The sequence below is a fragment of the Methylomonas sp. EFPC1 genome, assembly GCF_016925515.1.
Taxonomy (GTDB): domain Bacteria; phylum Pseudomonadota; class Gammaproteobacteria; order Methylococcales; family Methylomonadaceae; genus Methylomonas; species Methylomonas defluvii.
In genome coordinates, this window is the sequence record NZ_CP070494.1 from 1654891 (window position 1) to 1679001 (window position 24111).

A 24111-nucleotide genomic window follows, 5' to 3' on the forward strand; every position below is an offset into this window, starting at 1 on the left:
ACCAGGATGACAAAAATTAAGCTATTGATTGTTGACGACTCGGCATTAATTCGCCAAATGTTGACGCAAATTTTTAATGAGGCAGGCGATATTGAAGTCGTCGGCACGGCCAGTGATCCGATTATTGCCCGGGAAAAAATAAAGGCCTTGAATCCCGACGTATTAACACTGGATGTAGAAATGCCGCGTATGGATGGTCTGACATTTTTACGTAATTTGATGCGTTTACGACCGATGCCGGTGGTCATGATTTCAACGTTGACCGAAAAAGGCGCCGAAGTCACCCTTGATGCGTTAGCGCTAGGTGCGGTTGATTTTGTGGCAAAACCAAAAATCGATGTCTCCCATGGCTTACGAGCCTATGCGGATGAGATTATCGGTAAAATCAGGATGGCCGCTCAAGCAAAAGTCAAAGCTTTGGAAACCAATCGGGTTAATGTCCCAGCTCTTAATTCAGTGAATGAGAATGCAGCCAGTACGATGAAAAAGCATTTCAAAACGACTCATAAAATAGTGGCGTTGGGTTCTTCAACGGGCGGCACCGAAGCGGTCAAGGAACTGGTAAAAAGCCTGCCCAGGACGGCGCCGGCGATTGTCATTGCCCAACATTTACCGCTCGCCTTCAGCGCTTCGTTTGCCAAACATGTTAATGAGGCCACTGAGATGACTGCTTGCGTGGCTAGCGATGGGCAACTGATATTGCCCGGAAATATCTATATAGCGCCAGGTGATCAACATTTAATGGTTGTGAGAGATGGTGCTCGTTATGCGTGCCGCCTTGATGATGGTCCACCTGTCAACAGACATAAGCCTTCCGTGGATGTCCTGTTTCGATCAGTTGCCGAGAATGTGGGTAGCAATGCGGTTGGGGTTATGTTGACGGGCATGGGGGCGGATGGTGCCAGAGCCATGCTTGAGATGCGCGAGGCCGGGGCCGTCAACATAGTGCAGGATGAAGCATCCAGTATCGTTTGGGGCATGCCCGGCGAGGCCTACAAACTGGGAGCCGCGCATCATGTGTTATCCTTGGGGAAAATAGCGGAAAAAATCCTGGCCCTGGTGGATTGAAAATATGTTGCAGTTCCTAAAAGATAACGCGCTTCTGGTTTTATTCACGCTGGTAGTTTTGTTATTGCCGTTGCTTTCGTCCAACGCGCTGGTTTATTGGCTAGCCGCCCCCATCGCAACCATGTTGTGGATGGTCAAAGCATTTCGTGCTCAACGTGCGCAAGTGTCAGCCTTGACAAACAGCAAGGGTCTAAGCGAAGCCGAATTGGTGCGCGCGATTGATGACTATTTACTGCATTTGAAAGATTGTATCGACCAAGAAGCCTCCTATTTTCGCGCGGAATTGGAACAGCTCAAATCCATGCTTGCCGATGCGGTGACTACGATGTCCAACAGCTTCAATAGCTTGGCTAGTTTGACGTCCGGGCAGTCATCAATAGTATATTCGTTGGTAGCTGATCTGGAAGGAAGTACCGACAAAGGGCGTAGTAGTATCAATTTCACGAGTTTTGCTCAGGAAACCGATGATGTCCTGCAGTTTTTTATCGACCATATTCTGCAAATCAGTAAGCAGAGCATGGAAATGGTCGCGGTCATCAATGATGTTGGGGGCCATATGGCTCATGTCGAGAAACTATTGGGCGATGTGCAGAAGATTGCCGATCAAACCAATTTGTTGGCTCTGAATGCCGCCATAGAAGCAGCCAGGGCGGGAGAAGCCGGTCGAGGCTTTGCAGTGGTTGCGGGAGAAGTGCGGAATCTTTCAAAAAACTCCGATAAGTTCAGCGAGGAAATTAAGCGCGTGGTGAAGGCCTCCAAGGATAATATCCGCGAAGCGCAAACCATGATCGAAATAATGGCCTCCAAAGACATGAATGTGGCGATTAGTTCCAAAGCCAGTATCGACAAGATGATGGATGATATCGCCATCATTAATGCCAATATCTCCAACAATGTCGGCGAAATTTCCCAACTGACCAATCAAATCGAGTTCAATGTGGGTAATGCGGTGAGAGGTCTGCAATTTGAGGATATGGCCCGGCAATTGATTGAATACTTACAATTCAATTTAGAACATTTTGGTTCGCTATCCGACGAGGTCAGTATAGGTTTGGGGGTATTTAAGACCGGTGGCGGCACGGATTGGCGTGACCAATTACGGCAAGGCTCGGATCGCTTGAAAATCATGAAGCAACAGTGGCAAGTCAGAAAATCGCACATTGTGTCGCAATCTTCCATGGAGGAAGGCGATGTGGATCTGTTTTAGGCTAAAGGTAAGAGATGACATGAAAATTTGTGAGGTTAAAGAATATGGGTATTGATGCACGTGTTGATGCGGGAGTGCTGTCGATTAAAATAAGCGGTCGGTTCGATTTCGGCGTGCACAACGAGTTTCGCGAAGCCACCAAGCTGGTTGAAAGTGGCGTGAAGTTGATAGAAGTGGATTTGATCGGTACCGAATACTTAGATAGCTCCGCCCTTGGCATGCTGTTAGTTCTGCGAGATAAGATGGCGGGTGATAAGTCGGCAATACGGATTAAAAATTCGCGTACCGAAGTTAAAAAAATTTTGGAAATCGCTAATTTTGATAAATTATTTACACTGTCCTGAGCAATCCCGCTTTTTTATATAACCTAATGGCGCGATCAAACCGACAACGGTTTGCGTAGCCGCCAACAATCCATGAACCAGCAGACTGACTTTTCCAGTTCCGATTTCATTAGAAATTTTTTCCAGCGATTTCTACCCAATTCCCAAGTTGTTTCCCTAGCCATAGTTTTGCTGGGAGGCTTTTTATTGATATACGGCTTGCTGGATTTGCTGATGCCGGTCTTTGTGGCGATTGTGTTGGCGTATCTACTGGAAGGGCTGGTGGTTAAAGCCGAACAGCGTCAACTCGGTCGTTTGATTTCGGTGCATCTCGTATTCTTTGCGTTTATGGCTGTGCTGGGTTTTGTGTTGTTCGTGCTCGTGCCGATAGTGTCCGAGCAAACCGTGCAACTGGTGCAACACATACCGGAGATTGTTTCCAGTACCCAAGCCGAAATCATGCGCTTCCCTGAACGCCACCCGGAACTGATTTCGGAAGTCCGGATTCGCGAAATCATGTTTTCCATTCAGCAAGACTTGCTCAAGTATGGTCAGGATTTGATCTCCGGCTCCGCCCAATCGTTTGTCGGATTGGTGGCGGTGATCATTTACTTGTTTTTGGTGCCGTTGATGGTGTTTTTCTTTCTGAAAGATAAACAGGTTTTATTGGGCTGGTTTGTACAGTTTCTACCAAGGGATACCAGTCTTAGCCTGCGAGTGTGGCATGAAGTCGATAGGCAAATAGCCAATTACGTTAGAGGCAAATTTCTCGAAGTGTTTATCCTGTGGGCGATCAGTTACATAGTCTTCTGGTTGTTGGGTTTGAATTATGCGATGTTGCTTGCGGTACTGATGGGCTTGTCTGTGGTGATTCCTTATGTCGGCGCGACATTAGTCACTTTTCCGGTATTGGCGGTGGCTTATGTGCAGTGGGGCGTGGGCGGCAGTGATCATTTTATGTATGTGTTTATTGCCTATTCAGTGATTCAGGCGCTGGATGGTGTCATATTGGTGCCGCTGCTGTTCTCCGAAGCCGTGAATTTGCATCCTATTGCAATTATTGTTGCCATCCTGTTTTTTGGCGGCTTGTGGGGTTTTTGGGGGGTATTTTTTGCGATACCCTTGGCCACGCTGGTTAAAGCGGTATTAATGGCGTGGCCAAAGGCTGAGATCAGTCAATCATCGGCTTGATGGCTTTACAAATTATCGGATGCAAAATCCGCCAGGCGGGAACGCTCGCCGCGCCGCAAAGTAATATGGGCGCTATTCGGCCAAGATTTGAAACGATCAACCACATAGGTCAAACCGGAGCTGGTTGCCGTTAGATACGGCGTATCGATTTGCGCCAGGTTGCCGATGCAGATAATTTTTGTCCCAGGTCCTGCCCGGGTAATCAAGGTCTTCATCTGTTTAGGCGTCAGGTTTTGTGCCTCGTCGATAATCAGGTAGCGGTTCAGAAAAGTCCGGCCGCGCATAAAGTTCAGCGAACGAATTTTTACCCGGTTCATCATGACGTTTTGCGACGCGCCTTGTTCCCATTCGGTCGTGCCCGAGCGGCTGCCCAGCAACTCCAGGTTGTCCATCAACGCCCCCATCCACGGCGCCATTTTTTCCTCTTCCGTACCCGGTAAAAAGCCAATGTCCTCGCCGACCGGCATGGTCTCCCGTGTCATGATAATTTCCAAATAGGCTTTGCTTTCCAGAGTCAAAGACAGGCCGGCTGCCAGTGCCAGCAAGGTTTTACCGGTGCCGGCAGAGCCTATTAACGTCACGAAGTCAACGTTTGGGTCGAGCAGGGCATTCAACGCAAAATTTTGCTCGCGGTTTTTGGCGGAAATGCCCCAGATGCTATTGTGTTTGGTCCGATAATCGCGGGCCAATTGCAATACAGCCGTGTCGCCTTCGCGGCTTTTCACGATGGCTTCGAAGTTATCTTCGCCTTCCATATACAGATATTGGTTGGGATACCATTCGGCCACCAGCGGACCATTCACGCGGTAGTATGTGTGGTCGTTTTCCTGCCACGATTCCATCTTGCCGCCGTGTTCCTCCCAGAAGTCGCTGTCCAGCGGCATCGTGCCGGTGTAGAGCAGGTCTATATCTTCGATGGTTTGATCGTTATGGTAATCCTCGGCAGTAATCTGTAGCGCGGCTGCTTTGATGCGCATATTGATGTCTTTGGAGACCAGGATTACATTCACATCCGGGTATTCCTTACCCAAGGCCAATACGATACTCAGGATAGAATTATCGGCAATCTGTCCAGGTAGGTCGGCAGGGAGTAGATGCGACAATTGCCGGGTTTGAAAATACAAACGGCCGTCGAATTCTCGCTCGCCGTTCCGAGCATAATCGATGCGCGACAGCGGTAGCCCGGCGTTGATGGTTTGTTGATCGGCATCGCGGATTAATTCGTCCAAAAACCGGCTAACTTGGCGGACGTTGCGCGATACGTCGGATAAGCCTTTTTTGGCGTGATCCAATTCCTCCAGCACCACCATCGGAATGAAAACATTATGTTCTTGAAAGCGAAAAATGGACGTTGGGTCGTGCATCAGTACGTTGGTGTCCAACACGAACAATTTTTTGCCGGCGGATTGAATATTCATATTATCCTTGTAAAAAGCGTGGAAAGGCGGTTTCAACGCAAACCCGGTGCTGCGCTAAAGGTATTTCTACTCCAAGTGCAGAGTTATCGTCAACCGAGCTATCGCTTGCCTTGTGCCCGATAAGCGTTGCTACCCTATGCAAAAGAGTAGTGCGATTTCACCGTCAATTCCGGGTTTTTTAAAAATACCGGCGCCAATAATCGACTAATCTCCAGTTTCTCTATACTTAAGCCGTCGTCATTGCTTTTGTATAGTCGGTTACAATAGGGCGCATATGTCGCGACAACTTTATTTGTATCGGTATTTTTAGGATAGTTATTTATGACACTTTCACCATCAAGCCAGCCAGACTTGGGTTGGAGCCAGATTAGGGAAACCATCAAGCTGTTGACCGTTTCGGTTGCTCAGGTTGAGGGCAGCATGAAAGCCGGTGATGAGTCGGTCTCAGCCTTGGCCGACTCGTTTACCGGTATGGTTGAAGATATGAAAAATATTCATCAGTTACTGAGTAGTTTTCAGCAGAGCGAGAGCCGCGACCAGGCTCTGGCGCATTGCGAGGCGACCCAGGATAAAATCTATTCGGCGATTGTGGCGTTCCAGTTTTATGATCGCCTGCAGCAATGCTTGCAACACGTGTCCAACAATCTAAAAGGCTTGTCGGTCATCATCGATACGCCGCAGAGGTTATATAATCCTGCCGAATGGTATAAGTTTCAGGAAAGCATTCGCAACCAGTACACTATGGAGTCTGAAAAAGTGATGTTTGATGCTATCCATCAGGGCAAAAGCGTCGATGAAGCGCTAGCCTTGTTTCAACAAGCAAATCGGCAAAGCGACGACGATGAAATCGAACTGTTTTAATTTTACTTGGCTACTCAAATCGTAAATGAAAAAAAAATCTCTGTTAATTTTGTGCCCTCTGTTACTGATATTAACGGCGTGTAGTAATCCTGGCTCAGAACCACCGGTGGCCGGCAGTGTACCGGTCAAAAAAGCCCCGGCTAAAAAATCAGCGGCAAACAAAGCTCCCGCAACTACGGCTAAAAAACCGGTGTCTAGTCCCGATACCGCCACCTATCCTATCGAAAGTGTCAGCAATAACTTTAAAGATGAACCGAATCTGCCGACCTTTCGTGCCGAGCCGTTGATGCCGCCGGCCGATATTCCGCCGCCTGCGCCAGCCAGTCCGGCTCTAGCGGCACCCGCTCCTGCGGCGGTGGCTACAGCAACTGCGCCGGCACCAAGGTTTGTTATAGAAGACGCGCGCATCCCCAGCGGCACGCCGCCGGCTGTAGTAGCTTTAATTAGCGAGTCAGACCGTAGCCGTAATAGTGGCGACCTGGATGCTGCAGTGGTCGTGATGGAACGGGCGCTACGCATCGATTCACGCAACCCCACGCTGACTTACAAGCTGGCGCAGCTCAGAATCAAGCAAAATAAACCGCAACTTGCCGAAGAATTGGCCGGCAAGGCCGCTTTGCTGGCTGGTGGTGATCTGGATTTGAAACGCAAAAGCTGGTTGTTGATCGCCGAAGCCCGGCAAATGCAGCAAAATGCCCAAGGGGCCAGAGAAGCTAAAGCCAAGGCGGACAGCTTTTTCGGTCGCTAGTGGTTGACAGTTCCAAGACGGCGCTTGCCGGTGCCGCCAGCAAATTGGCCGATGTTTTTGGCGACGGCGGCGCCTTAGCCGAGGTTATCAGCGGTTATTCGCCGCGCGCCGCGCAGATCGAGATGGCCGAAAAAATCGCCTACGCCATCGAGTCCCAGCAAAACCTGATTGCCGAGGCCGGCACCGGTACCGGCAAAACCTTTGCCTATCTGATTCCTGCGATCCTGTCCGGCAAGAAAGTCATCGTTTCCACCGGCACCAAAAATCTACAAGATCAATTGTTCAACAAGGATTTGCCGGTGATCCGCAAAGCCTTGAGCAGACGGCCGTTCAAAGCCAGCTTGTTAAAAGGCCGCGCTAATTATTTGTGCACCTACCGGTTGGAACAGGCTTTGAATTCCGCGTTCGGTTACAGCCAGGAAGACGCGGCGGCGTTGGCGCAGATCAAGGCTTGGTCGAAACGCACCAAGGCCGGCGATGTCTCGGAAGTGGCTGACGTGCATGACGGCGATCCGATCTGGTTTCACGCCACTTCCACCACCGACAACTGCCTGGGGCAGAACTGCCCTGATTATGCCGATTGCTTTTTAACCAAAGCCCGCAAGCAGGCCCAGGAAGCCGAGATCGTGGTGGTCAATCATCATTTGCTCTGCGCAGATTGGTCGATCCGTGAAACCGGCTTCGGTGAATTGCTGCCGGATGCCGAAGTCGTCGTTATCGACGAAGCCCATCAACTGGCCGACACCGCCTCCAATTTTTTGGGCGTGACGATTAGCGGCAAACAACTGGTCGATTTGGCCGACGACAGCCTGGCCGAGTATTTCACCGACGCCAAGGACATGCCGGATTTGCGCACCGCCTGTGAGGACCTGCAACACGAAGTCAAGGATTTACGCCTAGCGTTTGGCCTGGAATTGCGCCGCGGCGACTGGCAAGACATCGAAACCAACCCCAAAATCGCCGGCGCGTTGGAATCCTTGCAAAAGCAATTGGCCCGGCTAACCGATCAACTGGAGCGCGCCTCGGTGCGCAGCAAAGGCTTGGAATCTTGCTTCGATAGGGCCGAAGCGCTGGACGCGCAACTGGAAACGCTGATCAACGACAAGGACGGGCAGTGGATCAAATGGTACGAGACTTATAGCAAGTCGTTCACGCTCAGCCGCACGCCGCTGGATATTGCCAAGGAATTTCGTGGTTTCATGGCCCGGCACAAAGCCACCTGGATTTTTACCTCCGCAACCCTGAGTGTTGCGAATAACTTCGTGCATTTTTCCAAGAATTTGGGCTTGAGCGGTGCGCTCAGCCAGAGCTGGGAAAGTCCGTTCGATTACCCAAATCAAGCCTTGTTTTATCACCCGAAAGGTTTGCCGCAGCCCAGTGACCCCGATTTTACCGACAAAATTGTCGAGTTCGCCTTGCCGGTGCTGGAAGCCAGCCGGGGTCGGGCGTTTTTTCTGTTTACCAGCCACCGTGCCTTGCAACGCGCCGCGCAATTGTTGGAAGGCAAGCTCGACCATCCCATCCTGGTACAAGGGACAAAATCTAAAGGCGTATTGCTGGATCAATTTAAGGAATTGGGCAACGCAGTATTGTTGGCAACCGCCAGTTTCTGGGAAGGCGTCGACGTACGCGGCGACGCCTTATCCTGTGTGATCATCGATAAACTGCCGTTCGCCTCGCCTGGCGATCCGGTGCTGAAAGCTCGCATGAATGCGATGGAAAAGCAGGGCCGCAACCCGTTTTTCGAGCATCAACTCCCCAGCGCTATCATTATGCTGCGCCAGGGAGTGGGCCGCTTGATTCGCGACGTCAACGACCGCGGTGTGCTGATGGTCTGCGACCCCAGATTATTAAAGCGCTCCTACGGCCAAATGTTTTTAGATAGCGTGCCGGCGATGAAACGTAGCCGCGAGATCGAGGATGTGCGGCGGTTTTTTGCATTGGAAGAATCACATTGAACATTGCGTAGGCCGGAATAAGCGTTAGCGTTTCCGGCATCTTGTTGACAGAGGTACAGATTTGAAATTATTGGCAGTAGAAACCTCCACCGACGCTTGCTCGGCGGCTTTGTTTATCAATGGCGAGATTCGGGAAAAATTTGCCGTCGCGCCGCGCGAACATACCAAATTGATTTTACCGATGATCGACGAATTGATGGCCGATGCCCAGCTCAAACCGCAACAACTGGACGCTATCGGTTTGAGTCGCGGCCCCGGTTCGTTTACCGGTGTCAGAATTGCCGGCGGCGTGGTGCAGGGCATTGCGTATGGTGCCGATTTGCCGGTGGTGCCGGTTTCGACGTTGGCGGCAATCGCCCAAGATTTTTTTAATCGTCGCGCCGATGCTGAGCTGAGTTTTACGGCGATGGATGCACGGATGGACGAAATTTTTTGGGGTGTGTATCAACGTAACGAATTAGGTTTGGCGGAGTTATACGGCGCGGAAGCCGTGACGCCCGCCGGCGACGTGATATTTCCCGATCACGCTGGCTTTGGCGTCGGTTCCGGTTGGGGCGTTTATGCGGAGCAGTTGGGCCAGCGTTTAGCCGAGCGTGTGCTGGGAGTTGAGGTCGAAGTCTGGCCGCGTGCCGGCTGTGTCGCGCAATTAGGCGCTTACGGTTTTGCCAATGGTTTGGCCGTGGCTGTCGAGCAAGCCATGCCGGTTTATCTGCGCGATAAAGTGGCAAAAAAACAATCGGAAAGATAAGTGAGCTAGCCTCTTTGACCAGCCGCTAAAACTGCGTCGCGACGTTTTTAAGCGCCTTCTAAGGTACAATGGCGTTTTACCTAAGCCGATATTTTTAGCCCATGGCGCAATATTTCGAAATTCATCCGAAAAACCCGCAGCCGCGCTTGATTCAACAAGCCGTTAATATTTTGCGGAACGGCGGGGTCATCGTTTATCCCACCGATGCTTCCTACGCACTGGGCTGCCAGATTGGCGATAAGGCGGCGATGGATCAAATTCGCAGCCTGCGCCGGCTGGATGATAATCATAACTTCACGCTGTTGTGTACCGACCTATCGCAGGTTTCCAACTTTACCAAAATGGGCAATGAAGCGCATCGTTTGATCAAAAAGCTGACGCCCGGCCCATTTACGTTTTTACTGGATGCCACGCGCGAAGTGCCGCGCCGTTTGCAGCATCCGAAAAAGAAAACCATAGGCGTCAGGATCACTGATCATCCGGTGGCTCAAGCCTTGGTCGAGCAGCTTGGCGAACCGTTGTTGACATCCACCTTGATGATGCCCGGCGATAGCGAGCCCTTGGCCGATCCTTACGAAATCCGCAAGCGGCTGGAAAAAGAGTTGGCCCTGGTCATAGATGTCGGCGTGATCGAATATCAACCCACGACCGTCATCGCTTGCGGCGACAAGTCGATTGACATTGTTCGGCAAGGTATCGGTATTGCGCCGATGTTGGAGTAAAAGGCCATGATGGACGAATTAACCCTGATACAAAGGATCGTCGTTTGGATTTTGCCGGTGATTTTCGCGATCACCGGTCACGAGGTGGCGCACGGCTGGGTGGCCAAGAAGTTAGGCGACAACACCGCTGCCGACCAAGGCCGCTTAACGCTGAATCCTCTCAAACACATTGATGTGCTGGGCACCTTGATTATCCCCGGCTTGTTATTGCTGACCTTTACTGGCTTCGTGTTCGGTTGGGCCAAGCCGGTGCCGGTCGATCCCCGCGCGTTTAAAAAACCGCGCCAAGCCATGGCGATTGTGGCTGTAGCCGGCCCCCTGTCTAATCTATTGATGGCGGCGGCCTGGGCTTTGCTGTCTAGAATCGGTGTGATGTTGGAAATTGAATACATCTCTTTTCCGCTGATTTACAGCGGCGTAGCAGGCATCAGCATCAATTTGGTTTTGGCTTTGATTAATCTTCTGCCGATTCCGCCCTTGGACGGCAGCCGGATTTTGTCCGGAGTGCTATCGGATTATTGGGCCTGGCAATACAATCGTTTGGAACGGTTTGGTTTTATTTTTTTGTTGATATTACTCGCTACCGACGTGTTGCAATATTTGCTGGCTTATCCGATGTACTACGCCCAACAATTATTTTTTAGTTTGGCGGGCATGTAGTTTTGAACGAAGTATCACTACCGGTTGAAGCCGCGCTGCCGCCTCTGGCGCTGGTGCAAGGCCAGCCTTATCAGGATTTGCCGGAAGACCTTTATATTCCGCCGGATGCGCTGGAAGTGTTTCTGGATGCGTTCGAAGGGCCGCTGGATTTGCTGTTGTATTTGATTCGCCGGCAGAATCTGGATATTCTCGACATCCCCATCGCCCAGATTACCCGGCAATATATCGCCTACATCGACATGATGGAAAACCTGCGATTGGAGTTGGCCGCTGAATATCTGGTGATGGCCGCGCTGCTGGCGGAGATTAAATCGCGGATGCTGCTGCCCAGACAACCGGAAAGCGAAGAGGAAGAAGAGGACCCCAGAGCATTTTTGATTCGCAAATTGCAGGAATACGAAGCGATCAAAAAAGTGGCCGAAGAGATCGATCTGCTGCCCAGAAACGAGCGCGATACCTTTGAATTCGGCGTCGACACTTCAACCGTGGATGTACAGCAAATTTTGCCGGATGTGCAACTCAAGGAACTGCTGCTGGCCTTCCAGGACATTTTGAAGCGCGCCGAGAGGCTTACCCATCATCAAATAACCAAAGAACCCCTATCAGTCCGTGAACGAATGGCAGCCATTTTGGAAAAACTTAACGGAGCAAATCAGCTCCCTTTCGCAGCGTGTTTTACCCGAAGTGAAGGAAAAAACGGAGTGGTTGTCGCGTTTCTTGCCATCCTTGAACTCTCCAAGGAACGCATCATCGACATCTTCCAATCCGAACCCTACGCCGGCATTCAGGTCAGAATCCGCCTCGATAGCGGCACCGGGGATTGATTCACCGTTAGCCGAAACCGTCGTCGATGATGTTATTCCCGCAGCCAAACCCAGAACGCCCCGCAAACCTCGCAGCAAGCCCGAGCCGGTCACGATATTCGTGCCGGTCAAGCGGAGGTCCGTTCGGTTTCCGGCTATCTGGACTAGCGAGCCGCGCGTTGCGGTTGTTCAAAGCCAAGAACCAAGTAAACCCGTGGTTTTGCCAATTTCCCGTGGGCACGCGGTGCGCTTGTTGCCGGGTTGGCGGAGTAGTTGGCAAGCACCCGTGCCGGAGGCTGCGGCCGTTAGCGAGTCTAGGCGCGCAACCCGTTTACCGCAGCGTTGGGCCGAGATTATTCGCGCCAGCACCTACGAACCCATCGTGGTCGAACGCCACCGACTACAGCCCGACATAATTAAAGAGTGCGACATGAACACCAAGCGCATTGTGGAAGCTATTTTGTTTGCCGCCAATCGGCCAATGACGATCAGGCAGATTCAGGAAACCTTTCCGGAACTGGAGCAACCCGATACCTTGTCAGTACAAATGGCCCTGGATGAAATCGCCCGCGATTACGCCGATAGGCCGATTGGCCTTAGGCAATTAGCCAGCGGTTACCGGTTTCAGGTGCGCGAGGGCCTGTCGCCTTATGTCACCCGCTTATTCGAGGAAAAGCCGGCCCGTTATTCGCGTGCACTGTTAGAAACTTTGGCCATCATCGCCTACCGCCAGCCGGTGACGCGCGGCGAAATCGAGGATATTCGCGGCGTCAGCGTCAGCAGTTCCATCATTCAAACCCTGTTGGAACGCGAGTGGATTCGAGTTATCGCCCATAAGGAAGTACCGGGCCGGCCGGCCTTGTTCGGCACCACCAAACAATTTCTGGATTATTTCAATTTAACCTCATTGAGCGAATTACCGACGCTGGAAGAAATCGTCAATTTCGATTTCGGCAATTCGCCGCAACCGCAACCTGAGCAGGACCACAGTGAAAGACCGCAAACCGCCGAGATCCAACAACCCGTCAGCCCCGCAGGACAAACGGACCCAGAAACCGCAGCAGCGGAAACCGAGTTCGACTCACAAGCCGAAGCCGGCCTCGGCGCCGAAAAGCTCACCCTCCACTAAAGCCGCGCCTGCCGGCGGCGAGCGCATCCAGAAGTTGCTGGCGCGTGCCGGTGTCGGTTCGCGTCGAGAAATCGAGCGCTGGATCGAAGAAGGCAAGCTCACTGTCAACGGCAACCCGGTGCAGCCGGGCTATCATTTAAAGCCGGACGACCATTTGCAAATCAACGGTCGTATCGTTAAATGGGAAAAATACGCCGAGCAACCGACCCGGGTGCTGGTGTACCACAAACCGGTCGGCGAACTGGTCACCCGCCGCGACCCGGAAGGCCGCCCGGTGATCTTTACCCAGCTACCACGGCTGCAAGTCGGCCGCTGGATCGCTGTTGGCCGCTTGGACATCAATACCTCCGGCCTCATTTTAGTCACCAATAACGGCGAACTGGCTAACCGCTTGATGCACCCGGCTCAGGAAGTCGAGCGCGAATACGCGGTGCGGATATTGGGCGAAGTCGACGACGCGATGCTGGCGCGCCTGAAACAAGGCGTGGAACTGGACGACGGCCCCGCGCATTTCGAAGACGTCAGCTTTTATGCCGGCGAAGGCGCCAATAAATGGTTTTACGCCACGGTAAAACAGGGTCGTAACCGCTTGGTCCGCCGTTTGTGGGAATCGCAGGGGGTTAAAGTCAGCCGACTGATTCGGGTGCGTTACGGCGATGTGACCTTGCCGGAGCGGGTTAGAGCGCATTCGTTTTATGAATTGGAGGCCAAGGAATTGGCGGCTTTGATGGAGTTTGTGGGGTTGTAGTCCCGTTGAACTAATCGATACCGCAGTCGGCAAGCCGTGTCCGCTGCGGCGTGATGATCTTAATAGTTCAGTGGAGTTTTGAGGTCGGATTCTCTTCGGTCAGCGTTGCGATCACCCCATTAATGATTTGGTTGATTCGAGTCTTTTCTTGTTCCGGAAGGTTTTGTAGCGGAGGACATGTCAGGGTCATGGTGAATACGCTTCGCTTAGTACCGATCGTGAAATGAAAAACCTGAAAAAGTTGGTCGCGTTCTTGTTTTATTAAAGGCGGGACGGGAATTATCGCCTTGCCGTCAGCTGAATACTCGACTGTTATCCCTTGCTGTTCCCCAAATTTTTTTACCAGATATACTCCAAACTCCTCAGGATATTCCAGGCCGGCGGCGTGGGTTCTTGATACCTCAAGTTTACAGCTGTCTTGATCGCCAAAAGTAGCAACAATTTGGTCTGCAGGCGTTTTAGACATTTGCACGTAGTCTGGGAGAGCTACCGATACCGATTCTTGTTGGAATTTGACCTTTACGGTTGCCGGCTTATCAGGCCTGCCGAACAAGAGTTCGTCGGTATCGCTTAAGAAGTATTTGACGTTTTCGGGACTTGTGCTGACAAGTCCAGCACGCAAACTACGTTGAAAATCCAAAATTTGAGCCGCCGATCTCATAGCGGCCAATGCTCGCCTTTGCACACTGTTCTCGGTATTGGCTAAGGTTTCGTCATGGTTGTTCTTGATGTTTCTTAGAATTTCTGCCACGAATTGGCAGTAGGCTTGGTATGGTTCGTCGCTAGCCGAATAAATTGCGGCAAAGATACCCGCTTTTTGCTTTCGTTCCGCGTGGCTCGTTGGTAGAAACACCAAATTGTCCAGCGAATTGAGATCCCAAATGAATGGTCCGCCTGGAAAAGTCAGCGACGCGGTACGGATATATCTTAGAAATTCGGCAATATCCTTTGTAGTAGCGACCTCATGCGGGATTAGGTAATGCAATTTGCCGGACACCCATAAATCCGGATCCCAAGACCAAGCAAGCGGGTTATGTTCTGCTTGGATATTCGGAAGTGCTGCTCTTAATATTTTTTTGAGTTCTTCTAAGTCGGTTGGTGTGAGATTGACCGCTGGATAGTTAGTTGCCGTCTCAATTGTCGTAACTTTTTTCTTAAAAAAATTCTTCAACATTTTTCTGCTCTAAATGGCTTGAGATTATGCTTACACGGCATTGAATTGCTGATGGGAGCTCGGTCGGCACTTGCAAAACTATTACCAGCAAAGTTGCTGCAAAGGTTGCTCGCAACTCACTATAGTTGGTAGTTTTTGAAAGTCAAAAACAGCGCATCCCTTGCGACGAATATAGTGTCTTGTTTTTCGGTTGATGCGCAAATCCTCACGCAATGGTTGGTTTACATAAACAATGTTTCGCTATCGCGAGGTTTATTTGAATGCCGGTTCCCGCGCCGGCAGGCGGGTTACTTTTTGTTTGCTTGTCCAAAGAAAAGTAACCAAAAGCCATGTAGGCCGGAATAAGCGTTAGCGTTTCCGGCAAAACGTGCAATTGCCAGAAACGCCTATCGGCTTATTCTGGCCTACACTAGGACAGTGATTTTTGTTGGAAATGTCCGCCTTGGACTAGGCTAGAAATAATCTTACACTGGGTAACTAATTGGATTATGAGCGACTATCGGCGGTTGTATGTCCCTGGCGGCTTGTATTTTTTTACGGTTGTGGCGTATCGTCGCCAACCGATTTTCGCCGATATTCAGCGGGTTGCGTTGCTTCGTCAGGCGTTTCAAGAGGTCAAATGCAAACGACCCTTCGACATAACGGCTGCCGTCATTTTGCCTGATCATTTGCATTGTCTCTGGCTACTGCCTGAGGGCGATTTCGACTATTCAACTCGGTGGCAAATGATTAAAACTGCTTTTTCTCGAAGAGTTTCGGCGAGTGTGAAAAAAGACGGTGCAAAAACCATTTGGCAACCACGTTTTTTCGAGCATTGTATCCGTGACGAATCCGACTTTAATAAGCATTTGGATTACATCCATTACAACCCCGTCAAACATGGTTTGGCCTTGTCTCCCGGTGAATGGCCACACAGTTCGTTTCAACGTTTAAAATTTGGCGCTTCAATGAAAATCCCGTGACTTAGTCGCCAAATCGCCGATCCAACGGCTCCAGTCTTCCAGCTTGCCGGCTACCAAATGCAGCACGCCGTCTTCCTGTTGAATCGTGCCGGTCACCGACAACAGGCGAGCTTTCAGCAAGGGTTTACGCTGGGCCAGGGCAGTGGCGGGCCAGACTACCAGATTGACTTGGCCGGTTTCATCTTCCAGGGTGACAAAAGTCACGCCGGCAGCGGTCATCGGCCGTTGCCGGCAGATCACCAGACCTGCAACCTGAGCGATGCTGCCGTTGCGGCGTTGCCATAAGGAAGCGGCGGTAGTGACGCCGCGGCGGCGCAAGCGCTCGCGCAGCAGGCCCAGCGGGTGTTCGCGCAGGCTGAGCCGGGTGCTGGCATAGTCCGCCAATACCTCCTGGCCCGGCTTGGGGGCTTTTAATAGCGGAGTGGCTTCGGCGATGACCGGTACGCCAAATGCTGGGGTGGCCGGTTCGACGCCGCCGGCGGCCCAAAAGGCACGATGCCGGTTGCCGGCCAGACTTTTCAAAGCATCGGCCGCTGCCAAATACTCCAAATCTTGTCGATCCAAACCGGTGCGGGCCGCCAGTTCGGCAACATTCGCGAATGGCTGTAAACCCCTGGTTTGGACAATCTTGCGTGCCGCTGTTTCTGATAAACCCTTGACTTGATTAAACCCCAAGCGCAAGGCTGGGGCGGCGTTTGCGGGAAATTCCAACGAACACTCGCTGAGACTGGCCTGTACGTCCACCGGCCGTACCTCCACGCCATGGCGGCGCGCATCCTGCACCAGCTGCGACGGGCCGTAAAAGCCCATCGGTTGGCTGTTCAACAAAGCACAGCAAAACGCCGCCGGATGATGGCGCTTCAACCAAGCCGACACATAAGCCAGCAAGGCAAAGCTGGCGGAATGCGATTCCGGAAAGCCGTAATCGCCAAAGCCCTTGATCTGTTGAAAAATCCGTTGGGCAAACTCGGCGCTGTAGCCGCGCGCCCGCATGCCGTCCAGTAACTTGCGCTCGAACGGCTCGAGGCCGCCCTTGCGTTTCCAGGCTGCCATCGCCCGGCGCAATTGGTCGGCTTCGTCGGCGCTAAACCCGGCCGCGACCATCGCCAGTTGCATGACTTGCTCCTGAAAAATCGGGATGCCTAAGGTGCGTTCCAATACGGCTTTAACTTCAGGGCTGGGGTACTCGATTTTCTCCAAACCCTTGCGCCTCGCTAGATACGGATGCACCATCTCCCCTTGAATTGGGCCGGGGCGGACGATGGCGATTTCGATAACCAGATCGTAATAATTGGCCGGCTTCAGGCGCGGCAGCATGGTCATTTGCGCCCGCGACTCGACTTGAAACACGCCAATGCTGTCGGCTTGTTGCAGCATCGCGTAAACCGCCGGGTCTTCGGCCGGAATGTCGGCCAGGGTCCAGGCCCGACCGGTATATTGACCAAGATATTCCAGGGCCTTACGAATCGCGCTGAGCATGCCCAGCGCCAGCACGTCCACCTTTAACAGGCCCATCGCTTCCAGGTCGTCTTTTTCCCATTGAATCACGGTGCGGTCGGCCATTGCGGCATTTTCCACCGGTACCAGACGTGAGAGTTCGTCGCGAGCGATGACGAAGCCGCCGACGTGTTGCGACAGATGGCGCGGAAAGCCCTTGATTGCCTGAACCAGCACGGCCAAGCGTTGTACGGTGGGGCTGTCCGGGTCGAAGCCGCATTCTTTCAGAGATTCCGGCATTAGCTGATAGCCGTCCCAACGATCCACGCTATCGGCCAGGCGTTCGACTTGCGCCAAGTTCAAACCCAGGGCCTTGCCGACGTCGCGCACCGCGCTGCGGCTGCGGTAGGTAATCACCGTGGCGGCCAGCGCGGCGCGATGCCGGCCGTATTTTTGATAGATATATTGAATCACTTGCTCGCGGCGCTCGTGTTCGAAATCGACGTCGATGTCCGGCGGTTCGTTACGCTCACGAGACAGGAAACGCTCGAACAACAGATTCATCCGGCTCGGATCGACTTCGGTAATCCCCAAACAAAAGCACACCGCCGAATTAGCCGCCGAGCCGCGGCCTTGGCAGAGTATGCCTTGTTCCCGGGCGTATCTGACGATGTCGTGTACAGTCAAAAAATACGGTTCGTAAGCCAAGTCGGCGATCAGCGCCAGCTCGTGTTCGATTTGTTGACGAACTTTTGCCGGCTCGCCATGCGGCCAACGTTTGCGGATGCCGGTTTCGGTCAAATGTCGTAGCCAGGAAGTGGGCGTATGCCCATTTGGCACCAGTTCTTGCGGGTACTCGTAACGCAATTCATCCAGCGAAAAGTGGCAGCGCTCGGCGATAACCAGGGTTTGTTGCAGCCATTCAGACGGATACAGATCGGCCAGCCGGGGCAGGGGCCGTAGATGTCGTTCGCCGTTGGCAAACAATGCGTAGCCCAGTTGCGATAATGGCTGCCCGATACGGATCGCGGTGAGTGTGTCCTGCAAAGCTCGGCGCGAGCGCCGGTGCATATGTACATCGTTGCAGGCGACAATTGGAATATCTAATTGCCTAGCCGTAGCTTGCGCCTGTTGGCAATAGCCTTCGTCGCGGCCGGATAGAAACAGGCCGATTCCCAGCCATAAATCGCCGGCAAATAGCTGTTTCAACCAATAGCCATCTTTTTCCCGGTAACAGTCGTTGGTCAGCCAGATGGCCAGACAGCCTTGCGGAAAATGTTCGGTTAAATCGGATCTACTTAGCAGGTAGCTGCCTTTTTCGGCTTGGCGGCGGGCCAGGGTGATCAAGGCTGACAGGTTGCCGTAGCTGCTTCTGTCAGTGGCCAGCAAGACCAGTTTCAGGCCGTCGTCCAAGACAAACTCGCTGCCGATGATCAGTTTGATATGGTGTTTCTTAGCGGCCAGATGCGCTCTTACCACGCCGGCCAGCGAACATTCGTCGGTCAGTGCCAGCGCCTGATAACCCAGGCGGGTGGCTTCCTCGACCAGTTCTTCCGGATGCGAGGCGCCGCGCAGAAAGCTGAAGTTGGACAGACAATGCAGTTCGGCAAAACCGCTGTCCGGCGCGTTGGCGTCATCCGAACAAGCCATGCACAAACCATTGTTGTTTGGCGTTTAAGTCGCGATACACCCACAGTTTGCGGCCGCGTTGATCTTGGGCGATGTGATAGTCGCGGCGTATCGGCAGGTCGTCCCACCAGCCGGACTCGATGCGCTCCGCCGACGATAGCAGGCTCAGGCTGCTTAGTTGTACTGGTTCGGGATTAGTTAGCAGCCACAAAGGCCGGGGCGCTAAGTCGGGATTGGCGGTTAGTTGGTTTGGTGCAACGGTCATGGCGCGTTCCGGGCGATGGTCGGCTTGCGTACCCGGAAATTTCAAGGCTTGATGGCCCAGTCTGGCCTGCAACTGATCCAAAACCGCTTGCCATTCGGCGTCACTATCCGGTTTCTCGTGGTCGTCGAACAGGCTGAAGCGTTCCGGCTGAAATGGGACTATGGCTGCGTTGAGTAGGGTGATAGCCAGCACCGGGGCCGGTAGCGGCGAGCGCTCCAGTTTTTCGGACAGTAAGCCACACCAGTGTTTAGGATCGCGGTTACCGGCGCGAAAATCCAATGCCAAGCAAGTGGCAGGGCGGCCGTGATGCAGTAGTTCCAGCGTGATGCCTAAGGTTGTGGCATCGCGGGTTTTTAGAAACGCGGCAAATTCGCCGGCCAGTTGTTCGATGGCCGGAAAAAAATGTTCGATTCGTTCCAGTTCGATCGGCATCTCGCGGCTGGCCTGGAAACGCGGCGGCCTATGGAAAGCCTGTAAAATTTGAGTTTGCCGGCCGGCAAGTCTGTCCAGTTGTTGCAACAAGGTAGCACCATAGCGCTTGGCTAAACCGTCGCGCGGCAGTCGCCACAGGTCGGTGAGTTGGCGAATACCGGTGCGCAGTAGCCGATGCAAGATTTTATCCTCCAGCGCTAGCGCGGCGATGGGCTGCGGGCCGAGTGCCGAGCGCAAGGCCTGGCGGTCGGTGATAATGGTTTCTAGGTTTAGTTTTGCCAGTAATGTGCTGGCGGCCGGGGACGGGCTGACGGCGATCAGCGGACGATGCTTGGCGGTTTGCCATGCCGTTCTTAGCTTATCTTGTATGCGCTCTATGCCGCCGAACAGGGTCAGGCAGGAGCGAATTTCCAGCAGCAGGCAGTCCGGCTGATCCAGGCTGACCCATGGGCTGAAATCCAGGGCAATTTCGGCAAGTTGTTGTAATGCCAGGCGTTCGGCGAACGGATCGCGGTTATGAATGCTCAGGCCGGGACACAATGCCAGAGCGGCGGCGGGTGCCATGCCCGGTTCGACGCCAGCTTGCCGGGCCGGCGCCGAAACCGTATGTAGACGAGTCTGGCCTTTGTGGGGCATAGCACTGGCGACGGCCTGATTTAAATCCAGATGCAGTGTAGTCAAAGCCAAGTCAGGAAAATAGGCGCATAGCCAAAGTTGGCTGTCGGCCGGATTGGGCTTTACGAGGGTGCCGATTCGCTCTGGCGGCGTTGGCGATAATGCCCTGGCAGTGGCAGCCATGGCGGTCTTACAGCGGCAAGGTCAAAGACGCACGTTGCAAACTGCCGCGCGCCTTCAAAATGTGCAAGGCCAGGCCGGTCTCCGCCGGCTTGACTTCCAGACGTAATGCCGTATAGCCGCTGCCGCTACGTTGCTTTGGAAACAGTACTGCCAACGCGGAGCCGGCTTCGGCGGCCAATTGTAAGCGGCGGATTTGATGATCGCTGAGCCGGCGCGGCCAGGCCAAGGTCATGCCGCAGCGGCCGTTACGCAGCAGTTTTTCCAGGCTCCAGGGAATGTCCGCCTCTTGCCGGCAATCCACTACCAGAACATAGTTTGCATCGATGCCTGCCTGTAGTAAGGCGAGTGCATAGACTTGCTGCGGTGGGGCGATCCAGGCTATCCAACGTTTGCTTTGGGTTATGTAGGCCATGGCTGGCAGCAACAGGCTTAATTCGCCGATGCCCAGGTAGGGCGATAGAATTTCCAGTACACCGCCCAGCGGCCAGCCGCGACCGGGCAGCAAGGCATCCAACTCGGCAAAACCGCTGGCAATTGTTCGCCAGTTTTGATTTTCCGAATGCAATCCGCGCCAAATCCCGGTCTGGGTGCGTAACAGCTGATCCAGGGGAGTTGCATTCATAGCCCGCTACGAATCACGCCGACCACCACGCCTTCTATCACCAATAGCTCACGCTGCAAATCGACTTCAATGATGGAAAAATCTGGATTGGCCGGTTCCAGAAAAGCTTTAGCACCCTCCAGGCGTAGCCGCTTTAACGTGGCTTCGTCGTGAATCCGTGCCACAACGATCTGGCCGTTTCGCGCTTCCGGTGTGCGTTGCACAGCCAATAAATCACCATCGAGAATGCCGGCATCGCGCATGCTCATGCCTTGCACCCGCAGCAAATAATCGGCGCGGTGATCAAAAAGCTCCGGCCCCAGGCGGCAATAACGCTCGATATGTTCTTCGGCCAGAATCGGTTGTCCGGCCGCTACTCGACCAACTAGGGGTAGGCCTTGCTCGGGATTGGGTGTCGGTTTCAGCAAGCGGATGCCGCGCGATGCGGCCGGCACCAGTTCGATGGCGCCTTTGCGTGCCAAAGCCTGCAAGTGGCCACGGATACTGTTGGTGGAGCGCACGCCAAAGGCAGCGGCGATTTCGGCGATGGTCGGCGGAAAGCCATCCTGTAACAGGCTGCGCTCGATAAAAGTCAGGATGTCTTGTTGGCGGTCGGTGAGTGGTTTCATGCTGTTTTTATAGTTACTGTTTTTATAGGCAGTATAGTGCGCATGGTGGGATTAGCGCAACTATCCGGCAGCGATAAAAACTGCCGCTTGCACGCTAGCGGCTTTGAGCGGTTGGGCGGGTTTTATATGTTCAAACTTAGGCTGGGCAAGTGTTTGCCCGGAGCAAACCGGATGCTAGACGCGCAGGTAAAGGACGAGTGATGACAGGAAGGGGGGCTGTCAATTATTAGCGGGTGGAACGGTTAAACAAGATAAAGCTTAAGCAAGCCGGTAATTGCAGCTTCAATCCGGCTCCAGCACCCGAAACAGCATTTCCTTCACGGTTTGCGGGTCGAAGGGTTTGTCGCAAATCGCCGAGACGCCGGCTTTGTGGACATTACTGAGGCGGGTTTCGTTTTCTTCGCTGGTCACCATCAAGATCGGTACGATGGAATTGCCCAAATCCTGGCGGATGGTTTTGATCAATTGTTGGCCGTCCATGATAGGCATATTGTAATCGGTGACGATCAGGTCGAAAGCGTTTTGGTCGCGAGCGAATACATCTACGCCTTCCTTGCCGTCCTGGGCCTGGGTAATCTTGACGATGCCCATATTGTTCAACACCCGGCTGATGTGTTTGCGCGCCAGCGGACTGTCGTCAACCACCAATACCCGCACGTTTTCGATGTCGTAATGTTCCAGGCTGATTTCTTGCGGATCGATAAACTCGATGGTCGCCCGCAAGGCGTTTTTTAAATCGTCGTGCGCAAACGGCTTGGGCAAAATCGCTACGACGCCGGCTTGGCGGATGGTGTCGAGTACCGCAAAGCTGGATTCGCTGGAAATCAGCATGAAGGGGATATGGCTCAGGGCTTCTTCATTGCGCAGATGCTCGACCAGTTCGGTGGCCATCATATCCGGCAGATACAGGCTGCTGATAATCAAATCCGGGCGGTGATTATGCAAGCTTTCCAGCGCCGCCGCCGCGTTGGAAACGCCTTCGATTTTGGCTATGCCTTCGTCACGTAAATGCTGCATGATGACTTTTAATTGCGTGGTCGAAGGTTCAATCAGCAAAATCGATAAGTCGGCAATATCTATGGCGTGCATAAGCGTGTGGCCTGGTTAATGTTGAACGGAATTGCATCCTGCAGGCGCCGGCTGGAAAAAAAATCCCCAAGGGTAGCCGGCGAGATTAAAATTGCGCGTTGGTTTGCCGGTAAACCGGCAACATTTCACGCTTCAGGATAGACCTAAACCACCATGATTCAAGAAACCCTCGTCACTACCATCAATCTGCAGGGCGATACGCACATCGCGCCGATGGGAGTGCATGTTGAACAAGATCACTACATTATCTTGCCGTTTCGGCCCTCGACCACGCTGGATAATCTGCTGGCAACCGAAACCGCCGTCATCAATTATTGCGACGATGTGCGGATTTTTGCCGGCTGTCTGACCGGGCGTAGGGACTGGCCCTTATTGCCCGCCCAACAAGTCGCGGGGTATTATTTGGCCGATACTTTGGCGCATACCGAACTGCAATTGGTGCGAATCGAAGACGACGACACTCGGCCGAAATTGTTTTGCCGGGCCGTGCACACGGTCAACCATAAGCCATTTCAAGGCTTTAATCGAGCGCAATATTCAGTGCTGGAAGCGGCGATTTTGATCAGCCGGCTGGATAGATTGCCTGGGGAGAAAATTCAAGCCGAACTGGATTATTTGCGCATCGGCCTGGATAAAACCGCCGGTGAGCGGGAGCGTCAGGCCTGGGATTGGCTGATGGCGGCGATTGAACAACATCGCCGGAGAGTGCAAGTATGACCGCGATGTTGGCAAGCGTGAATAGTTTGGCGGAAGCGCTGTTGGTCGAAGCCGCCGCCGTCGATATTATCGATTTAAAACAACCCGCTCGCGGCGCCTTGGGTGCTCTGGATGTGGCCGAGGTTGCCGAGATTGTCCGCCGCTTGCAACCGGGCAGCTGTGTTAGTGCCACTATCGGCGACTTACCGATGCAGCCCGAACTGGTCCTGCCGGCCGTGCAAGCCATGGCGGCTACCGGCGTCAATTATGTGAAAATCGGGTTTTTTCCGGACGGCGACTGGCTGGCGTGCGTCGAGGGTTTACAGGCGATTGCCGCGCGGGGCGTGGCCTTGGTCGCGGTATTGTTTGCCGATACCCGCCCGGATTTTGCGATGATTGATGCTTTAGCCCAGGCCGGTTTTCGCGGCGTGATGCTGGATACCGCCAATAAACAACTCGGTTCATTGACGCGGCTGATGACGCTCGACGAATTGCAACTTTTTGTCGATAGGGTCGCCGGCCTGGGTTTGCTGAGTGGCTTGGCCGGTTCCTTGCGCGTCGACGATGTAGCGGGTTTAGTGCAGATAGGTCCGGATTATTTGGGCTTTCGCGGCGCCTTATGCCGGGAACATTCCCGCACTGCGCAACTGGACGTCGGGCAAATCGACATAATTAGGCAACATTGGCGAGCTTTAGCGTAGTGAATGAGCCCGCTGATGCATTGACAGTACCCATAGCACCATCGACAAAACATAACAATAACACTAGCCGCCAACAGACTTAAATCTACATAATGTCGGCAGACCGGTAAACAG

The 24111-nt window shown here is 53.1% G+C and carries 23 protein-coding genes; 16 read left to right on the forward strand and 7 right to left on the reverse strand.

Going from position 1 to position 24111, the window contains the following annotated elements:
* Positions 1-6: 6 nt before the first annotated feature.
* The 4 genes from JWZ98_RS07835 to JWZ98_RS07850 all read left to right on the forward strand — a co-directional run bounded on the left by JWZ98_RS07835 (position 7) and on the right by JWZ98_RS07850 (position 3789).
* Positions 7-1068 carry a chemotaxis response regulator protein-glutamate methylesterase gene (locus JWZ98_RS07835; protein WP_205453865.1) on the forward strand — a complete coding sequence of 354 codons (1062 nt, stop codon included), beginning with the start codon at positions 7-9 and terminating at the stop codon, positions 1066-1068.
* A 4-nt stretch (positions 1069-1072) separates the two neighbouring features.
* Entirely contained in the window at positions 1073-2275 is a 1203-nt protein-coding gene (locus tag JWZ98_RS07840; protein WP_205453866.1) for a methyl-accepting chemotaxis protein, read from the forward strand.
* 44 nt (positions 2276-2319) lie between these two features.
* Positions 2320-2619 carry an STAS domain-containing protein gene (locus JWZ98_RS07845; protein WP_033157434.1) on the forward strand — a complete coding sequence of 100 codons (300 nt, stop codon included), beginning with the start codon at positions 2320-2322 and terminating at the stop codon, positions 2617-2619.
* Positions 2620-2691: 72 nt separating this feature from the next.
* A complete protein-coding gene (locus tag JWZ98_RS07850; protein ID WP_205453867.1) occupies positions 2692-3789 on the forward strand; it encodes an AI-2E family transporter in 1098 nt (365 codons plus the stop codon).
* 5 nt (positions 3790-3794) lie between these two features.
* On the opposite strand, the gene JWZ98_RS07855 is transcribed toward JWZ98_RS07850, so the two are convergent.
* Positions 3795-5207 (reverse strand): PhoH family protein, encoded by a 1413-nt coding sequence (locus JWZ98_RS07855; RefSeq protein WP_033157479.1) that lies wholly within the window; start codon positions 5205-5207, stop codon positions 3795-3797.
* A gap of 321 nt (positions 5208-5528) precedes the next feature.
* Here JWZ98_RS07855 and JWZ98_RS07860 point away from each other — a divergent pair, with 321 nt between their 5' ends.
* From JWZ98_RS07860 to rluB, 9 genes are all read left to right on the forward strand, one after another.
* Entirely contained in the window at positions 5529-6068 is a 540-nt protein-coding gene (locus tag JWZ98_RS07860) for a hypothetical protein (protein ID WP_171694768.1), read from the forward strand.
* Between the two features lie 25 nt (positions 6069-6093).
* Positions 6094-6816, forward strand: coding sequence for a tetratricopeptide repeat protein (locus JWZ98_RS07865; protein ID WP_205453868.1), 723 nt, complete (start codon positions 6094-6096; stop codon positions 6814-6816).
* Between the two features lie 122 nt (positions 6817-6938).
* On the forward strand, positions 6939-8774 hold the full coding sequence (locus JWZ98_RS07870) for an ATP-dependent DNA helicase (RefSeq protein WP_240348352.1): 1836 nt from the start codon (positions 6939-6941) through the stop codon (positions 8772-8774).
* Positions 8775-8835: 61 nt separating this feature from the next.
* Positions 8836-9522: a tRNA (adenosine(37)-N6)-threonylcarbamoyltransferase complex dimerization subunit type 1 TsaB gene (gene tsaB / locus JWZ98_RS07875; protein WP_205453869.1), complete on the forward strand. Its 687-nt coding sequence runs from the start codon at positions 8836-8838 to the stop codon at positions 9520-9522.
* A gap of 101 nt (positions 9523-9623) precedes the next feature.
* Positions 9624-10244, forward strand: coding sequence for an L-threonylcarbamoyladenylate synthase (locus JWZ98_RS07880; protein WP_205453870.1), 621 nt, complete (start codon positions 9624-9626; stop codon positions 10242-10244).
* Positions 10245-10250: 6 nt separating this feature from the next.
* The gene (locus tag JWZ98_RS07885; RefSeq protein ID WP_033157440.1) at positions 10251-10904 is read left to right on the forward strand and encodes a site-2 protease family protein; all 654 of its coding nucleotides are present in this window, start codon (positions 10251-10253) and stop codon (positions 10902-10904) included.
* Between the two features lie 2 nt (positions 10905-10906).
* Complete coding sequence (locus tag JWZ98_RS07890) at positions 10907-11728, forward strand: ScpA family protein (protein WP_205453871.1); 822 nt, start codon at positions 10907-10909, stop codon at positions 11726-11728.
* 193 nt (positions 11729-11921) lie between these two features.
* Positions 11922-12836 carry an SMC-Scp complex subunit ScpB gene (gene scpB / locus JWZ98_RS07895; protein ID WP_346015190.1) on the forward strand — a complete coding sequence of 305 codons (915 nt, stop codon included), beginning with the start codon at positions 11922-11924 and terminating at the stop codon, positions 12834-12836.
* Positions 12837-12861: 25 nt separating this feature from the next.
* The gene (gene rluB, locus JWZ98_RS07900; protein WP_240348354.1) at positions 12862-13584 is read left to right on the forward strand and encodes a 23S rRNA pseudouridine(2605) synthase RluB; all 723 of its coding nucleotides are present in this window, start codon (positions 12862-12864) and stop codon (positions 13582-13584) included.
* 67 nt (positions 13585-13651) lie between these two features.
* Here the strand turns inward: rluB and JWZ98_RS07905 are convergent, their stop codons facing one another.
* On the reverse strand, positions 13652-14758 hold the full coding sequence (locus JWZ98_RS07905; RefSeq protein WP_205453873.1) for a hypothetical protein: 1107 nt from the start codon (positions 14756-14758) through the stop codon (positions 13652-13654).
* 488 nt (positions 14759-15246) lie between these two features.
* On the opposite strand from JWZ98_RS07905, the gene JWZ98_RS07910 reads away from it, so the two are divergent.
* On the forward strand, positions 15247-15720 hold the full coding sequence (locus JWZ98_RS07910; protein ID WP_205453874.1) for a transposase: 474 nt from the start codon (positions 15247-15249) through the stop codon (positions 15718-15720).
* Here JWZ98_RS07910 and JWZ98_RS07915 read toward each other — a convergent pair.
* From JWZ98_RS07915 to JWZ98_RS07935, 5 genes are all read right to left on the reverse strand, one after another.
* Entirely contained in the window at positions 15703-18807 is a 3105-nt protein-coding gene (locus JWZ98_RS07915; RefSeq protein ID WP_205453875.1) for an error-prone DNA polymerase, read from the reverse strand. The two genes, JWZ98_RS07910 and JWZ98_RS07915, sit on opposite strands and share 18 nt — an antisense overlap.
* Entirely contained in the window at positions 18791-20281 is a 1491-nt protein-coding gene (locus JWZ98_RS07920) for a DNA polymerase Y family protein (RefSeq protein ID WP_205453876.1), read from the reverse strand. Before JWZ98_RS07920 ends, JWZ98_RS07915 begins: the two co-directional genes overlap by 17 nt.
* 7 nt (positions 20282-20288) lie before the next feature.
* Positions 20289-20903, reverse strand: coding sequence for a translesion DNA synthesis-associated protein ImuA (gene imuA, locus JWZ98_RS07925; RefSeq protein WP_205453877.1), 615 nt, complete (start codon positions 20901-20903; stop codon positions 20289-20291).
* Positions 20900-21511: a transcriptional repressor LexA gene (gene lexA / locus JWZ98_RS07930; protein WP_205453878.1), complete on the reverse strand. Its 612-nt coding sequence runs from the start codon at positions 21509-21511 to the stop codon at positions 20900-20902. The genes imuA and lexA overlap by 4 nt, the downstream gene beginning before the upstream one ends.
* 282 nt (positions 21512-21793) lie before the next feature.
* Positions 21794-22600, reverse strand: coding sequence for a response regulator (locus tag JWZ98_RS07935; protein ID WP_033157448.1), 807 nt, complete (start codon positions 22598-22600; stop codon positions 21794-21796).
* Positions 22601-22753: 153 nt separating this feature from the next.
* Here JWZ98_RS07935 and JWZ98_RS07940 point away from each other — a divergent pair, with 153 nt between their 5' ends.
* Complete coding sequence (locus JWZ98_RS07940; protein WP_205453879.1) at positions 22754-23317, forward strand: DUF447 domain-containing protein; 564 nt, start codon at positions 22754-22756, stop codon at positions 23315-23317.
* Positions 23314-23997, forward strand: coding sequence for a (5-formylfuran-3-yl)methyl phosphate synthase (locus JWZ98_RS07945; RefSeq protein ID WP_205453880.1), 684 nt, complete (start codon positions 23314-23316; stop codon positions 23995-23997). Before JWZ98_RS07940 ends, JWZ98_RS07945 begins: the two co-directional genes overlap by 4 nt.
* Positions 23998-24111: the final 114 nt, after the last annotated feature.